Raw genomic sequence first — 14,695 nt, 5'->3', positions numbered from 1 at the left:
TCAGAATTAACAGCGCGCGAGAAAGCCCTATGCTAAACCTACAGCAATAAAACATAGGTGAAAGCAGGGCGAGATGTCGTTCAAATTTCCGGAAAAGGTTCCTGCCGCGGGCGCCGCCGGTAATGCCGGACTGGCTTCCGTCGTAGAGGCCGCCCCGGTGGGGGTGTTGGTGGTGGCGGTCGATGGACGCATGCTCTACGTCAACAGCGCGCTGGAAAACATGTTTGGCTACAGCAAGGCCCAACTTCTTGGACAGCCGGTGGAAATGCTGTTGCCGGCGGAGATTCGCGAACGCCATCTAGATTTTCGTCAGCTGTTTTTTGCCAATCCCACGCCCAGAACCATGGGCAGCGGCCGCGAACTGTTTGCCCAGCATGCCGATGGACGCCAGTTCCCGATCGAAATCGGCCTGGGTTCGATGCCGCACGACGACGAAGTCTGCGCGGTGGCCTTTGTCAGCGACATCACGCCGCGGCGCCGGCTCGAGCATCGCTTTTCCAAAGTGGTGTCGTCGCTGCCTATCGGCCTATTGATGGCGGGCGCGGATGGCAGGATTTCAATGACCAATCAAGCGCTGGACGCCATGTTTGGTTATCCACCAGGCGAACTGGTGGGCAAGCCGGTGGAGGTGCTGCTGCCGCAGCGCGTGAGAAACGGCCACCCGGCTTTGCGCTCCGCCTTCGCCAAGGCGCCGGAAGTGCGGGCGATGGGCTCCGGGCGCGACCTGCTGGCCCAGCACCGGGACGGCAGCGAATTTCCGGTGGAAGTGGGGCTGACCCCTTTGGAAACCGAAGGGGAGCGGCAGGTATTGGCCGCAATCACCGACATCTCTTTGCGCAAGAAATTTGAGGAAACGCTGCAGCAGGCCAACGCTCAGCTGGAGGAGTTCACCTATGTGGCCTCCCATGATTTGCGCTCGCCTTTGCGCGGCATCGCGGATCTGATTTCGTGGATTCGCGAAGATTTGGACCCGTCCCAGCTCAACGCCGACATAGAGAAAAACTTTGCACGGGCCGAAGAGCGCATTGCCCGCGCCGAACGCATGATAGAAGACTTGTTGGAATACGCGAGGGCAGGGCGCCAGGATGAACGAGTCGAAGAGATCGACCCCGGCCAACTGGTGCGCGAAACCGTGGATCTTCTCGATATTTCCCCCGATTTCCGGCTGGAGGTTGAAATCAACGCCAGGCCGTTTCCCGCCGCCCGCACGCCGCTGTCCTTGGCGATCCGCAATTTGCTGTCCAATGCCTGCAAGCACCACGGTGGCGGCAAAGGCGTGATTCGCATCACGGTGGAGGAAGAAGGGCGCTTTAATCTGTTCACGGTGGAAGACGACGGCGTTGGCGTGCCGGAGGGCTCTGAAGAGCGTATTTTCAAGTTGTTTCACCGCGCCAGCAGCCAGGCGGCGGGACATGGCGTTGGACTGGCGGTAACCCGTCGCATGGTCAACAGCAATGGCGGCACCGTGATTCTGGATCGAAACGGCATGCTGGGCGGAGCCTGTTTTCGCATCCGCTGGCCGCGGTTTCCGCTCAAGGAGGTGGAGTGATGACAAGCGCGGTGATATCAAGCGACATTACGGTTTTACTGGTGGATGACGATGACGTGGCCATCGAAGGCGTATTGCGCGGCGTGCGCCGCCAAGGGCTTGAGTGCAATATGGTGACCGCCTGCGATGGCCTTGAGGCCTTGCAAATCCTGCGGGGAACGCACGACAGCAAGCGGATCACCAGCCCCTTCCTGATTTTGCTGGATCTTAATATGCCGAGGATGGACGGTTTTCAATTTCTCGAAACCATCCGCGCCGACAACCAGTTGCGCAATTCGGTGATCTTCGTGCTGACCACCTCGTCGCGGGACGCGGACCGCATGCGCGCTTACGAGGAAAACGTGGCGGGCTATATGATGAAATCCGCCGTGGGTCCGCAATTCGTGAAACTGATGGATCTATTGCATTCTTACGCCCAGTCCGTGGTTTTGCCGGCCCGGTAATCGCAATGATCGACGATGTCGAATGCCTGCAAGAGGCTCCGCAGCAAGTCAGCGTGCTGGTGGTGGACGACGACGACGTCGACCGCGAGCGCATCATCCGCCTGCTGCATAGAAATGCCTTATGTTCGCAAATCCTGGAAGCGGACTCCAAGGCCAGCGCCTTGAGTCTTCTGGGCCGGGAGCTATTTGATTTCGTTTTTCTGGATTTCAAACTGGACGACGGCGACGGCCGCGAACTGGTGCCCTCAATCCAGCAACGCAATCAATCCTGTCTGATCGTGGCGGTCACCGGCACCGGCAATGAGCGCATTGCAGCCGAGGCCATCAAACTGGGCGTCTACGAATATCTGCCCAAGTTCGAACTGACCGAGGACCGGCTGCGCCAAACCATCAGCGACGGCGTGCGGGTGGCGGCGATACAAACCAAGCTGCGTGAAACCGAGCAGTTGCTGCAGCACCGCAGCCTGTACGATTCGCTGACTGACTTGCCCAACCGCAATCTGTTTCTTGATCGTCTGGAACAGTTGTGCGCATTGCACGCTCGCAATCAGTTGCCGTTTGCCGTGTTGATGATAGACCTGGACCGCTTCAAGGAGGTCAACGATAAACTGGGCCACCAGGCAGGCGATTTGGTGTTGCGGGAAGTGGGCGCGCGTTTCGCCAGCCTGCTGCGGGGTTCGGACACCATCGCGCGTCTGGGCGGCGATGAATTCGCCGCCTTGCTGCTGGAGGTGGATGGAGCGGAGTGCGCGTTGGCCTTGGCGGAGAAGGTGGGGCATACGTTGGATGCGCCGATTCTGGTGGGAGAACACGCCTTGTCGATAGGCGCTTCCTTCGGTGTGGCGATGTGCCCGCAGCATGGCTGCGATCCCGCCCAACTGTTGTCCTGCGCAGATATCGCTATGTATCAGGCAAAAAGCAACCTCGGCTCAGTGGCCTTGTACGCGGGTGAAAACGACAAGCCCTGGCCCAAGTCGGGACAAACCACGCAAGCCCTGATTACCCAGCTAACCCGGGCGATCCAGCACGAGGAACTGGAAATGCATTACCAGCCCAAAGTCCGGCTGGACACCGAGGAAGTGGTCGGATTCGAAGCCTTGGTCAGATGGAACAGCCCGGCACAGGGCCAGGTAAATCCCGATGATTTCATGCCCACGCTGGAGTCTTGCAATCTACTGAGCCGTTTTACTTATCTGACGCTGGAGTTAGTGCTGTCTCAGCAACAGATATGGATCAGCCAGTTGCGGGAACCATTCAAGGTGGCGGTGAATATTTCCGCGCGGATGTTGGAAGATGGTCGGTTTGTGGAAGAAGTGATGGCGCGTTTGGCCAGTTACAAGATTCCACCCGAGCTACTGGTGCTGGAACTGACGGAAACCGCTCTGGTCATCAATCCGGTCAAGGCCAAGCTGATGATCGAGCAATTGCATGCTCAGGGCGTGTCCTTGTCGATAGACGATTTTGGAGCGGGTTTCACATCTTTTACCTACCTGAAAAACTGCCCAATCACCGAGATCAAACTGGACAAGGCTTTTGCGCAGGAACTGGAGCCGGGTTCGTTCAACGCCTCGCTGATACGGTGCATGGCGGTGTTTTGTCAGAGCCGTTCCATCAACTTTATCGTTGAAGGCGTGGAGCGCAAAAAATATTGGCCAGTTTTGATGCGGCTGGGCTGCTACCTGGCTCAGGGCTACAGCATTGCAAAGCCGATGCCTGCGGCTAAGGTGTTGCCCTGGAGAGAGAAGTGGGAGCGAGGCAAGTCATGAAGGTAAGTTCGCCGCGGCAGCGGTTCTGCGCGCAAGCATGAGCAGCCAAGCCGTATTTCGGATTGCGGGCAAAGGTTTATTGCAGAAACAGGCTCGCCGCGGCTAGGGGATTGGACGGGAAATAGGCGTGAAAATAGCTGGCCAGCAGGCTGCCGCGGCGATACAGCGCCTCGCCGGTTCCGGCGCCGCTGGCGCGCGTCGCGCGGGCGACAGGCTCCAGGCTGGTTTCCAGCCGAGTGTAGTGGAAAGTGTGGCCGCGCAGCGCGCCGCCGGGAAAGTCCATTTGCTGCAGGCCCAGCCCGCACAGCCTAGGCTGCAGCACGGCGTGGCCGGGCAGCAACTCCAGCATCGCCGCGCTCTCGCCATCGCGGCGGGTTAGCCGGTCCAGCAGATAGAGCATGCCGCCGCACTCCGCGTACAGGGGCTTGCCGGCTTCCACATGCCCATGTAGTCCCGCCTTTAGCGCGGTGTTGGCGGACAGCGTGTCCAGATGTAGTTCCGGATAGCCCCCAGGCAGGTAGACCGCGTCGCAGTCAGGCAGCACGGAGTCGGCTAGTGGCGAGAAGAAGGCCAGCTCCGCGCCCAGTTGGACTAGTGTTTCCATATTGGCCGGGTAGACAAAGGCGAAGGCGGCGTCGCGGGCGATGGCGATGCGCCGGCCTGCCAGCAGTTTCGGCATGCCCGGCTGGACGACAGGGGGAAACGCCACCGCAGGCGGCAACTCGGCCAGCGTGGTGCCGGCGATTTGCGCCGCGGCGAGATCGAGACGGGCGTCGAGATCGGCGATCTCCTGCGCTTGCACCAGGCCCAGATGGCGTTCCGGCAGCCGCACCGCCTCGTCGCGGCGCAGCGCGGCCAGCAGCGGCAGATGTGCCGGCAGCTGCTGGGCCAGCATTTCGGCGTGGCGCTCGCTGGCGACGTGGTTGGCGATGAAGCCATGAAAGCGAAGGCCCGGGCGGAAGCTGGCCAGGCCATGGGCGACGGCGGCGAAGGTCTGCGCCATGCCGGCGGCGTCTATCACCGCCGCCAGCGGGATGCCGAGCAGGGCGGCCAGATCGGCGCTGCTGGGCGTGCCGTCGAACAAGCCCATGCTGCCCTCGATCAGGATCAGGTCGGCCTCGGCGGCGGCCTTGTAAAGGCGGGCGCGGCAATCGTCCTCGCCGTTCATCCACAAGTCCAGGCCATAGACGGTGTGCCCGCTGGCCCGCTCGAGAATATAGGGATCCAGAAAATCCGGCCCGGTTTTGAACACATGCACCCGGCGTCCCTGATTGCGATGGTGGCGGGCCAGCGCCGCCGTCAGCGTGGTCTTGCCCTGGTGCGAGGCGGGGGCGGTCAGGAACAGTGCCGGGCAGCGCAACGATGTCATCAGAACTCCACTCCGCGTTGCGCCTTGATGCCTTGCTCGCGGTAGGGGTGCTTGACCAAGCGCATTTCGGTGACCAGATCCGCCGCCTCAAGCAAGGCTTCCGGCGCGTGGCGGCCGGTGACCACCACATGCTGCATCGCCGGCCGGACGGCGAAGGCGGCCAGCACTTCGTCCAGCGGCAGGTATTCGTATTTCAGCACCACGTTCAGTTCGTCCAGGATCACCATGTCGTAGTCTTCGCTCTCCATCATCGCCAGCGCCTGCGCCCAGCCCTTGCGTGCGGTGGCGATGTCGGCCTCGCGGTCCTGGGTATTCCAGGTATAGCCTTCGCCCATGGTGTGGAAGTCGCAGTTGTCGAAGCCGCCCAACAGGTCGCGTTCGGCGGTGTGCAGCGCGCCCTTGATGAACTGCACCACGCCCAGGCGCATGCCGTGGCCGACGGCGCGCAGGCCCATTCCGAAGGCGGCGCTGCTCTTGCCCTTGCCCGTGCCGGTGTTGACGATGAGCAGACCTTTTTCGCCGGTGGCGGCGGCCTTTTTCTTCTCGAAGCCCGCCTTGCGCTTCTCAGTCATGCGCTGGTGGGAGGCCGGATCGGTTTTCATAGTGTTGTCCTTGAGTGTGGGGCGCGCGCCGTCAGCGGCGCAACAGCCAGATGAAGAAGGCGCCGCCGACGGCGGCAGTGCCAACGCCAACCGGGATGTCTTCCGGGGCGATGACCGTGCGCGCGGCGGCGTCCACCCAGATCAGGAACAAGGCGCCCAGCAGTGCGCAGGCAGGCAGCAAGCGGCGGTGGTCGGCGCCGACGCAGCGGCGGGCGATGTGGGGAATCATCAGGCCGACAAAACCTATCGCGCCGCTGACCGCCACCATAGTGCCGGTCAGCAACGAGGAGGCGGCGAACACCGCCAGCCGCAGCCTGGTCACGCGTATGCCCAAGGTGACCGCGGTCTGCTCGCCGGCCATCAGCGCGTTCAGCGGCCTGGCCACCGTCAACAAGGCTGCCAGGCCCAGGCACAGCGCGGCCAGCGGCGCCGGCAGCAGCTCCCAGCGCGCCTGGCCTAGACCGCCCAGCATCCAGAACAGTACCGCCGAGGCGGAGCGATGATCACCCAGATACAGCATCAGATTGGCTAAAGCCATCAGCAGGAAGGACACGGCGACGCCGGCCAGCAACAACCGCTCGGCCTGCAAGCGACGCTGGCGAACGGCGATGCCGGTGACCAGCAGGGTGGCCAGCAAGGCGCCGGTGAAGGCGGCTAGCGGCAGGGTGGCGCCGCCCAGCACATTGCCGCTGAATAGCAACACCGTCACCGCGCCCAGCGTGGCGCCGGAGCTGACGCCCAGCAGGTGGGGGTCGGCCAGCTGGTTGCGGGTGGTAGCCTGCAAGGCCGCGCCCACCAGGGCCAGGCCGGCGCCGACCATGCCGCCTAGCAACACCCGCGGCAGCCGCAGCTGCCAGATGATCAGGTCCTGGCCCGGCTGCCAGGCCGGTTCCACCGGCAGGCCCAGCTGGTGCAGCAGTACATTGGAACTGACAGTGAACTCCACCGGCGCGGCGCCCAGGCCGGAAGCCAGCGGCAGCGACAACGCGAGCAGGGCTAGCAAGATGCTCAGCAAGGGCCAGGCCGATGGATGGTTGACGGCGGAGCGGATCACTTGGCGAAGGCCTCCGGGTGCAAGCCGCGCGCCAGCGCGATGATGGCGTCAGCGTTGGCGATGCCGGGCGTCGCGCTGTCGTAGGGCAGCACGATGAAGCGTTTGTCGCGCACCGCCGCCATCTTGTTCAGCGCCGGATGGTTTTGCAGAAAGGCGATCTTCTGCTGGGCGGAGACCTTGCCGTAGTCGATGATCACGACAACCTGCGGATTCCGCGCCACCACGGTTTCCCAGTCGACGCGGGTCCAGCTGGCGTTGACGTCGCCCAGGATGTTGCGGCCGCCTGCGGCTTGGATTAACGCGCTCGGCATGGCCAGCTTGCCGGCGCTGAAGGGGCGATCCTCGCCGCTGTCGTAGACGAAGACCGACGGCGTGGCCTTGCGCTTGGCGACGCGGGCGGCGGTACCGTCCACCTTGGCGCGCATCTCGGCCACCACTTTTTGCGCACGCGGCTCCACGTCGAAGATGCGGCCCAGATTGTTGAGGTCGCGATAGACATCGTCCAGGCTCGCCGCCGGGCGTTTCATTACATGGGCGCAGGATTCACTGAGCTCGTAGACATTGATGCCCAAGGGTGCCAGAGAAGCAGGCGTCACCGGGCCGCCCACGCGCAGGCCGTAGTTCCAGCCGGCAAAGAAAAAGTCGGCGTTGCGGGCCAGTAGCGCTTCCGACGACGGATAGTCGCCGGCCAGCTCTGGCAGCTTGCCCAATGCCTGTTTCAACGGTGCGTTCAGCTTGTTCCAGGCGCTGATGCCGGTGTAGCCGGTCATACGGTTTTGCAGGCCCAGCGCCACCATCATCTCGGTCAGATTGATGTCGTGGCTGACCGCGCGCTGAGGCGGGCGTTGGAAGGTGACTTTGCGGTTGCAACTATCGATAGTCAGCGGATAGGTGCTGGCATGAGCTTGAGAGGCCAGCAGCGCGGCCAGGCCGCAGGCGATGAGCAGAGGTGGATTAAGTTTCATATGCTTTCTTCTTCCAGCAGGGTGATGCGGGGATGACCGGCTTGAGGGTGGCGGTCCACCAGTGCGCGCACGCCGAACACTTCGGCCAAGAGCCGGGGTGTCAAGACGGTTTCCGGGACGCCGCTGGCGACGATGCGGCCGGCCTTCAGCGCGTACAGGCGGTGGCAGAAGGCGGCCGCCAGGTTGAGGTCGTGCAGGGTGGCGATGGCGGCGATGCCCAACCGGCGCACCAGGCGCAGCAGTGATAGCTGGTGGCGCAGGTCCAGGTGATTGGTGGGTTCGTCCAGGATCAGCAGCTCGGGCTGCTGCGCCAGCGCCCGCGCCAACAAGGCGCGTTGCTTCTCGCCTCCGGACAGCGTGGCGAAGGGCTGCCGTTGCTGCGCCGTCAAACCCACCTGGGCCAGCGCCTCGTCGACGATGGCGTGATCGGCGGCGGATCCGCCGCGCAGCAGCGATTGGTGCGGAATGCGGCCCATGTCCGCCACCTCGCGCACGGTCAGGCCAAAGTCCTCGGGAAATTCCTGCAGCACCACCGCCACGCGGCGGGCGAAGGCAGCGGCGGACTGGGACCAGATATCGGCGCCGTCCAGCCTGGCCTCGCCGGCTAGCGGCTTGTTGAAGCGGAAGGCGCAGCGCAAGGTACTGGTCTTGCCGCTGCCGTTGGGGCCGATGACGCCGACGAATTCGCCGGGCCGGACTGACAGCGCAATGTCGTGCAGCAGTCTTGCCTCAGGCGCTGTCGCGCTGTCCGGCGACCAGTCCAGGCCGCATAGTTCCAAGGCGCTCACCGGCTAGCTCCAGTGGGCGCCGGTGATGTCGCGCAGCAACGCCAGCACGCGTGGGCGGCTGGGGTGGTAGCCGATGAACACGAGCTGAGCCTGGCGTGGAGCGGCCAGGGTTTCGTCGCGGCTTAGCTCGATGCGCTTGCGCACGCCCTGGGCCAGCAAGCGGCCAGGGCCTTCGGAGCAGGCCGCGAAGCCCTTGATCCTGAGCAGGGGCTCCTCGTCGGCGATAACCTCCAGCGCTGCGGCCAGCTTGTCGGCGTTTTGCGCCTCTTTGCTGCGGATCATGAACGATTGCCAGCCCGGGTCTTGCTCGTGGAAATGCTTGTGGGTGGACAGGCCATGGCTGTGCGCGGCCTGGCCGCCGTGGCTGTGGCCGTCCAGCAGCGCCTGGTTGGCCAGCGGCCGCATCGCGAGCCCCGGCATGCTGGCCACCGGGCCGTAATGGCGGTGCGCCGCCGGCGCGGCCTCGTGCAGATGCAGGCCCAGCGTCAGCCGAGTGTCCAGCTTGGCTTGATAAGCCAGCTCGATGAAGCGGATCGACGGCGCTTGCCTGCGCACGGCTTCCTCCGCCGCCAGCAGCGCGTCGGCGGATAGCGCGTCTACCTTGTTCAGCACCACGATGTCGGCGTGGCCCAGTTGCTGGTCGAACAGCTCCGCCACCGCGTCGGCTTTGCCGCCGTCTCCAGCTGGGGAGAAGCGGCCGGCGAGCAGCAGCGGGGTGTCGACCACCGCCAGCGTGGCGTCCAGCACGAAATAGGGCGCCAGCGCCTCGCTCTGCAACTGGGCCATCACCGCGCTGGGCAAGGCCAGGCCGGAGGTTTCGATCAGCACGTGGTCGATCTGCTGGCGACGCTGCCACAGCGCCAGCATGGTGGGCAGGAAGTTGGCGTCGTCGTCGTAGGCCACCAGACCGTGGGCGAGGTCGTGGATTTCCACGCCGCCGGCGTCGGCGTCGCGCAACAGGCCGCCGTCTATCGACACCTCGCCGAACTCATTGACCAGGATGGCCAGCCGGCGTTGCTTATTGTTTTCCAGCAGCTTGGACAGCAGCGTGGTCTTGCCGGCGCCGAGGAAACCGGTCAATACCGTGACGGGGAGGCGCGGCGCGCTCATGCGGGTTCTCCTTTAGCTAGGGCCGCCAAGACGGCGTCAAAGTCGCTAAACGTTTGCGGATAGTCCAGCTGCGGGCGGTCTATCACGATGAAGGGGATGCCCAGCACGGTCGCGGCGGCGGCCTTGGCGTTGAAGCCGCCGGCCTCGCCGCCGTCCTTGCTGATCACGCAGTCAATGCCCCAGTCGCGCCACAGCGCCTCGTTGGCCGCTTGCGAGAACGGCCCCTGCATCGCGCAGATGCGCGAGCGCGGGATGCCCAGATCGAGCGCCCGCTGCAAATGCTGCGGGTCCGGCGCCAGGCGTACAAACCATTGCCGTTGTTTCTCGGCATCGGCGGCGAGGAAGCGGTGCAGTTCCTTGCTGCCGGTGGCGAGGAAAACACGTTTTCCTTTCGTCAGCGCCAGCTTGGCGGCCGCGTCGCTGTCGGCGCAGCGGATCAGCGGATACGCGCTGCTGCTGGCCGGGCGTTCGTAGCGCAGATAGGGCAGGGCCAGTTCCTTGGCCAGCGCCATCAGTTGCTGCGACATCTCGCTGGCGTAGGGGTGGGTGGCGTCGACGATGGCGCTGGCCCGGCTGCCGGACAACAGTTCGCGGCGGCGCTCCACGCCCAGCCGGCCGCTGACGGTGGCCACGCCGGGCGCCGCCTGCTGCGCCTGCTCATTGCCGTAATCGCTGGCGCTGCTGACCACCACCGCGCGGCCGGCGTCGGCGATGGCGCGGGACAGCGCGTTGCCGTCGCTGGTGCCGGAGAACACCCAGGCCGCGCCGGCGGGCAGCGCGTCGGCCTTGACCGTGTCGCTGGTGTTGTCCCAGTTGAAGTAGCCGCGCGGAGTGAACATCCAGTTCCGTTTGCGGCGGGTGAAGCGGTTGCCGATGACGATGCTGGTCAGCATGTCGAAGCGGCGGGTCCGCAGTTCGGCCAGAGTGACGATTTCCACCGCCTGGTCTTCACGGTAGGCGTTGCGGACGATGCCGCACAGCGTTTCCGGTTTCTTGTGCTCCAGCATGATGTCCAGGATGCGGTAGACGCCTTCCTGGCGCTGGCGGCTCTGCACGTTGTAGAACACCACCGCCAGATCGGCCTGGGCGATGTGGCGGGCGCGGGTTTCAATCCATTCCCACGGGCACAGCAGGTCGGACAGGCTCAGCGTGGCGAAGTCGTGCGACAGCGGCGCGCCGAGCAAGGACGCGCAGGAATTGGCCGAGGTGATGCCGGGAATCAGCTGCACGTCGAACACATCGTCTTCGAGCATGTCCTCGTAGGCCAGCGTGGCCATCGCATAGACGCCGATGTCGCCGCTGGACAGCAGGGCGACGGTTTTGCCGGCGCGTGCTTCCGCCAGCGCCAGCTGGGCGCGCTCGCGTTCCTGGGTCAACGGCAGGGTGCGGATGTCCTTGCCGGTTATCCACGGTTGCACCCAGGTCAGGTAAAAATCGTAGGAGACGATCACATCGCTCGCCGCCAGCGCCTGGCGGGCGAGGTCGGGAATCAGCTCGGCGCGGCCGGGGCCGACCGAGACGAGGTAGAGTTTGCCGGTCATTTTGTCATCCATTGTTAAGCTCCGGCTGCGCCGGGGCGTTCCGCCGTCAAAGTCAATTTGTGCCTGCTGCGCAGGCGTTTTTTTAGGGGTGACGTCGATGTCATTTGGGCTGGCGCGATCAAAGGGAAGCATCCTCCACCACCGCCACCGTCACCCCATCTACCGCGGTTTTTGGCACGATCAGCCGCCCCCGTGGGCTGGCGATCAGCGCGCACGGTTCGCACACGCCGTCGACGCCGACGTTCCGCCGCACCCAGTCCGACGGCGCGCCGGTCCAGCCGCGGGCGGCGACGTCTGCGCGGGCGATGACGCGCAGCGGCAGCGCGTGACGGGCGCAGAAGGCCAGCAGGCCGGCTTCGTCGGCCTTCAGGTCTATCGTCGCCACTTCGCGCACATCGGACAGCGGCCGGCCGGCCAAGGCTTGCAGCACGGCTTGTGCTATGGCCTCGGCGCTCTTGCCGCGGCGGCAGCCGATGCCCAACGTCAGCGGCTTGATCGCCTCGGTGGCGGTGGTGACGGCCGGCACCGCGCCGGTCAGCCGCGCCGCTTCGTAAGCCAGCGCATTGGCGCCGCCTTCATGGCCGGACAGCAGCGGGATGGCGAAGCGGGCAGCTTCATCCATCACTACCACCGCCGGGTCGCTGTATTTGCTTTGCGGCAGGCCGTCCAGATAGCGGACGGCGATGCCGCTGGCCATCACCAGTATCCAATGGCTGTGCGCATGGAAGGCGGCTCGGAATTGCTCGCGGCCGCTGGCGTTTGGCTGCTGCCACGGCTGGTATAGCTGGGCGTCCAGCGCCGCCGCCAGCTTCCGGCCCAAGGGCAGCGCTTCGGCGCGCACCAGCCACACGGCGCGGCTCATGCCTGCTTTTCTTTCCGCAGGCTGGCCCGCTTGATCTTGCGCTCGTCGCCGTCACGGAAGATATGGGTGAAGCCGGCCGCGTACAGGCTGGATTCGACGCCGCCTTCGCGCGACAGCGCCTCGCCGACCAAGAGCAGCGTGGTCAGCAGCCAGTCCTTCTGTTTCACCTCGTCCAGCATCTTGCCCAGCGTGCTGCGGTGGACGGACTGGTCCGGCCAGCTGGCGCGGCGCACCAACGCCACCGGGGTAGTGGGCGGGTAGTGCAGCGCCAGGTCGGCGACGGTCTGCTTCAGCCGCTGACCGGACAGGAAGATGCACATCGTCGCGCGGTGGGCGGCGAAGCTGGCGATGGATTCCGTCTCCGGCACCGCGCTGGCGCGGCCGCTGGTGCGGGTCAGGATGATGGACTGCGATACCGCGGGCCGGGTCAGTTCGCTGCCCAATGCGGCGGCGGCGGCGGTGAACGAGGACACCCCGGGCACCACTTCGTAGGCGATGCCCAGCGCTTCCAGCCGGCGCATCTGCTCGTTGGTGGCGCCGTAGATCGCCGGGTCGCCGGAATGCAGCCGCGCCACGTCCTTGTCCTCGGCCTGGGCGCGGCGGTATAGCGCTTCCTGCTGGTCCAGATTCAGCTCGGCGGTGTCGTGGATTTCCGCGTCAGGGCGGCAGTGGCTGAGCATCTCGGCCGGCACCAGCGAGCCGGCGTACAGCACCATCGGGGCTGCGCCCAACAGGCGGCTGCCGCGCAGCGTGATCAGGTCGGCGGCGCCGGGGCCGGCGCCGATGAAATAGACTTTCATGAGTGGCGTCTTTCTCTGGCTGTCTTGCGGATCAGCATGGTGGCGAGGTAGCCGCTGGCGTCTGTGCTCAGTTGCGAGACATCGGCGCAAAGCACTTCGCCGGGCAGGCCGATGCGGCGGGCGAAGGCGCACAGCTGGGCGATGCCCATCTGGTTCAATAGCGCCAGCACCTCCGGCAGCCGCTTGCCTATCTTCATCAGCACGATGAGGTCGTGGCTTTCGATGTCGGCTCGCAGCGCTTCCATATCGTCCGGGCAGGGCAGGATCAGGATGCGTTCCTTGCCTTCGCCCAGCGGCCAGGACAGCGCCGACGCGGTGGCGGCGAAGCTGGTGACGCCGGGGAAAGTCTGCGTTTGCAGTTCCGGCAGCATTTCGCGCAGCGCCGCCAGCAGGTAGCCGTAAGTGGAGTAGGTCATCGAGTCGCCTATGGTCAGGTAGGCGACGTTCAGGCCGGTTTTCAATTCGGCGGCCAGTTGTTCGGCCAGCGCGCCGTAGTGGCGCGACAGCGCGCTGCGCTCCGGATTCATCTCGAACTCGATCTCGCGGAAGCGGCTTTCGTCCAGCTCCAAGCCGGCCAGGCATTGGCGGGCGACAGATACTTCACTGGAGCTGGCGCGCGGCAGGTAGACGACGTCGGCCTCGCGCAGCGCGGCCAGCGCCGCCACCGGGATCAAGCCGGCCGGGCCGGGGCCGACGCCTATGCCTATCAATCGTCCCTGCTTCATGCCGCCTCTCCCAGCGGGGTGCCGTCCATGCTGAACAGGCGCACCGCCACCTGCCGCACGCTGGGCACCTTGCTCGCCATCAGCGCCGCGGTACGGCGTTCTATTTCCATCCAGTAGCCGCGCGCGTCCGGCTGGCTGTTCATGATCTGCACTACATTCTCCACGGTATTCGCTTGTTTGATTTGCGCCACCAGCTCGGGCGGATAGCCCAGCTCGGCGGCGACGCCGGCGACGGCGTCCATCGCCATGCCGCTCTTGCCGGAGTGGGTGTCCCAGACGCCGTCCAGCAGTTTGGCGATCTTGCCCGGGTGGCCCAGCACCCACAGCGTGTCGAGGATGCGGCCTTGTTCGATCAGCACCGACTCGGCGAAGTCCAGCGAGTCGCCGACGAAGTTGGCGATCTGCACCACCTGTTTTTTCTCCAGCCCCAGTGTGTCGGCGGCGTAGCCACGGCCTATCTTGCCGGGGGTGAAGGCGATGGCCGGCGGCCACTCGCCCAGCGCCACCCGCACATAGACTTCGATCGACGCGATCCACGCCGCCTGCGACATCGGCTCGACGATGCCGCTGGTGCCCAGTATCGAGATGCCGCCGACGATGCCCAGCATCGGGTTGAAGGTGCGTTTGGCGATCTTGTCGCCGTCTACGCAGCCTATCGCCAGGTCGAAGCCCGGATCGGGCCGGCCGGCCAGTGCCTCTTCCACCGCCATCCGCATCATCCGCCTGGGCACCGGATTGATCGCCGGCTCGCCGGGCGGGATGCGCAGGCCGGGTTGGGTGACCATGCCGACGCCGGCCGCGGCCAGGAAGCGCAGCGCGCCGCTGTGGTTTAGCCTCACCTCGGCGAAGATCGTTGCGCCGTCGGTGTTGTCGGGGTCGTCGCCGGCGTACTTCAGCACCTCGGCTCGGACGGTGTCCGCGTCCAGCCAGGCCACGCTTTGCACCGGCACCGCCAGGTAAAAGTCCGGATCCGGCAGGCTGATGAAGACCTCGTCGGCGTCCACGCCGTCCAGCAGCATCAGCAGCGCCGCCTTGGCGGCGGCGGTGGCGCAGCTGCCGGTGGTGCGGCCGCGGCGCATGCCGTTGGGGGCGGGAGCGGCGAGGTCGTAAGGCTGGCGCAC

Annotated in this window: 14 protein-coding genes; 3 read left to right on the top strand and 11 right to left on the bottom strand. The window is 65.2% G+C overall.

All coding sequences use genetic code 11. The features are described from left to right. Positions 1-73 precede the first annotated feature (73 nt). From MOV80_RS14765 to MOV80_RS14755, 3 genes are read left to right on the top strand one after another with little or no spacing between them, the layout of a single operon-like run. Positions 74-1,549 (top strand): PAS domain-containing sensor histidine kinase, encoded by a 1,476-nt coding sequence (locus tag MOV80_RS14765; RefSeq protein ID WP_249605253.1) that lies wholly within the window; start codon positions 74-76, stop codon positions 1,547-1,549. Further along, positions 1,549-1,992: a response regulator gene (locus MOV80_RS14760; RefSeq protein ID WP_019101815.1), complete on the top strand. Its 444-nt coding sequence runs from the start codon at positions 1,549-1,551 to the stop codon at positions 1,990-1,992. The genes MOV80_RS14765 and MOV80_RS14760 overlap by 1 nt, the downstream gene beginning before the upstream one ends. Positions 1,993-1,997: 5 nt before the next feature. Further along, positions 1,998-3,758 (top strand): EAL domain-containing protein, encoded by a 1,761-nt coding sequence (locus MOV80_RS14755; RefSeq protein WP_107731857.1) that lies wholly within the window; start codon positions 1,998-2,000, stop codon positions 3,756-3,758. A gap of 76 nt (positions 3,759-3,834) precedes the next feature. Here the strand turns inward: MOV80_RS14755 and MOV80_RS14750 are convergent, their stop codons facing one another. The 11 genes from MOV80_RS14750 to cbiD all read right to left on the bottom strand — a co-directional run bounded on the left by MOV80_RS14750 (position 3,835) and on the right by cbiD (position 14,695). Continuing rightward, entirely contained in the window at positions 3,835-5,127 is a 1,293-nt protein-coding gene (locus tag MOV80_RS14750; RefSeq protein ID WP_043593198.1) for a cobyrinate a,c-diamide synthase, read from the bottom strand. Continuing rightward, a complete protein-coding gene (gene cobO / locus MOV80_RS14745; protein ID WP_019104131.1) occupies positions 5,127-5,729 on the bottom strand; it encodes a cob(I)yrinic acid a,c-diamide adenosyltransferase in 603 nt (200 codons plus the stop codon). Before cobO ends, MOV80_RS14750 begins: the two co-directional genes overlap by 1 nt. 31 nt (positions 5,730-5,760) lie before the next feature. Beyond that, positions 5,761-6,783 carry an iron ABC transporter permease gene (locus MOV80_RS14740; protein ID WP_019104130.1) on the bottom strand — a complete coding sequence of 341 codons (1,023 nt, stop codon included), beginning with the start codon at positions 6,781-6,783 and terminating at the stop codon, positions 5,761-5,763. Beyond that, complete coding sequence (locus MOV80_RS14735; protein WP_118267678.1) at positions 6,780-7,748, bottom strand: ABC transporter substrate-binding protein; 969 nt, start codon at positions 7,746-7,748, stop codon at positions 6,780-6,782. The genes MOV80_RS14740 and MOV80_RS14735 overlap by 4 nt, the downstream gene beginning before the upstream one ends. Continuing rightward, positions 7,745-8,536 (bottom strand): ABC transporter ATP-binding protein, encoded by a 792-nt coding sequence (locus tag MOV80_RS14730; protein WP_019104128.1) that lies wholly within the window; start codon positions 8,534-8,536, stop codon positions 7,745-7,747. The genes MOV80_RS14735 and MOV80_RS14730 overlap by 4 nt, the downstream gene beginning before the upstream one ends. A gap of 3 nt (positions 8,537-8,539) precedes the next feature. Then, entirely contained in the window at positions 8,540-9,646 is a 1,107-nt protein-coding gene (locus tag MOV80_RS14725; RefSeq protein WP_019104127.1) for a GTP-binding protein, read from the bottom strand. Next, positions 9,643-11,199, bottom strand: coding sequence for a precorrin-3B C(17)-methyltransferase (cobJ, locus tag MOV80_RS14720; protein ID WP_232060579.1), 1,557 nt, complete (start codon positions 11,197-11,199; stop codon positions 9,643-9,645). Before cobJ ends, MOV80_RS14725 begins: the two co-directional genes overlap by 4 nt. Positions 11,200-11,305: 106 nt before the next feature. Then, the gene (locus MOV80_RS14715; RefSeq protein ID WP_118267676.1) at positions 11,306-12,049 is read right to left on the bottom strand and encodes a cobalamin biosynthesis protein; all 744 of its coding nucleotides are present in this window, start codon (positions 12,047-12,049) and stop codon (positions 11,306-11,308) included. Beyond that, positions 12,046-12,849 carry a precorrin-4 C(11)-methyltransferase gene (gene cobM, locus MOV80_RS14710; RefSeq protein WP_107731860.1) on the bottom strand — a complete coding sequence of 268 codons (804 nt, stop codon included), beginning with the start codon at positions 12,847-12,849 and terminating at the stop codon, positions 12,046-12,048. Before cobM ends, MOV80_RS14715 begins: the two co-directional genes overlap by 4 nt. Next, on the bottom strand, positions 12,846-13,574 hold the full coding sequence (gene cobI / locus MOV80_RS14705; RefSeq protein ID WP_019100225.1) for a precorrin-2 C(20)-methyltransferase: 729 nt from the start codon (positions 13,572-13,574) through the stop codon (positions 12,846-12,848). Before cobI ends, cobM begins: the two co-directional genes overlap by 4 nt. Next, positions 13,571-14,695, bottom strand: coding sequence for a cobalt-precorrin-5B (C(1))-methyltransferase CbiD (gene cbiD / locus MOV80_RS14700; protein WP_240333924.1), 1,125 nt, complete (start codon positions 14,693-14,695; stop codon positions 13,571-13,573). The genes cobI and cbiD overlap by 4 nt, the downstream gene beginning before the upstream one ends.

It is taken from the genome of Chromobacterium sp. IRSSSOUMB001 (genome assembly GCF_023507765.1).
In the GTDB taxonomy this organism is placed as follows: domain Bacteria; phylum Pseudomonadota; class Gammaproteobacteria; order Burkholderiales; family Chromobacteriaceae; genus Chromobacterium; species Chromobacterium haemolyticum.
This window is presented reverse-complemented; position numbering and strand designations above follow the sequence as displayed.

What these genes read in the sequence shown, in the direction of transcription:
- MOV80_RS14755 (WP_107731857.1), top strand. Translation starts at nt 1,998, where the DNA reads ATGATCGACGATGTCGAATGCCTGCAAGAGGCTCCGCAGCAAGTCAGC.
- MOV80_RS14735 (WP_118267678.1), bottom strand. Translation starts at nt 7,748, where the DNA reads ATGAAACTTAATCCACCTCTGCTCATCGCCTGCGGCCTGGCCGCGCTG.
- MOV80_RS14715 (WP_118267676.1), bottom strand. Translation starts at nt 12,049, where the DNA reads ATGAGCCGCGCCGTGTGGCTGGTGCGCGCCGAAGCGCTGCCCTTGGGC.
- MOV80_RS14750 (WP_043593198.1), bottom strand. Translation starts at nt 5,127, where the DNA reads ATGACATCGTTGCGCTGCCCGGCACTGTTCCTGACCGCCCCCGCCTCG.
- cobM (WP_107731860.1), bottom strand. Translation starts at nt 12,849, where the DNA reads ATGAAAGTCTATTTCATCGGCGCCGGCCCCGGCGCCGCCGACCTGATC.
- MOV80_RS14725 (WP_019104127.1), bottom strand. Translation starts at nt 9,646, where the DNA reads ATGAGCGCGCCGCGCCTCCCCGTCACGGTATTGACCGGTTTCCTCGGC.
- cobO (WP_019104131.1), bottom strand. Translation starts at nt 5,729, where the DNA reads ATGAAAACCGATCCGGCCTCCCACCAGCGCATGACTGAGAAGCGCAAG.
- cobJ (WP_232060579.1), bottom strand. Translation starts at nt 11,199, where the DNA reads ATGGATGACAAAATGACCGGCAAACTCTACCTCGTCTCGGTCGGCCCC.
- MOV80_RS14760 (WP_019101815.1), top strand. Translation starts at nt 1,549, where the DNA reads ATGACAAGCGCGGTGATATCAAGCGACATTACGGTTTTACTGGTGGAT.
- cobI (WP_019100225.1), bottom strand. Translation starts at nt 13,574, where the DNA reads ATGAAGCAGGGACGATTGATAGGCATAGGCGTCGGCCCCGGCCCGGCC.
- MOV80_RS14765 (WP_249605253.1), top strand. Translation starts at nt 74, where the DNA reads ATGTCGTTCAAATTTCCGGAAAAGGTTCCTGCCGCGGGCGCCGCCGGT.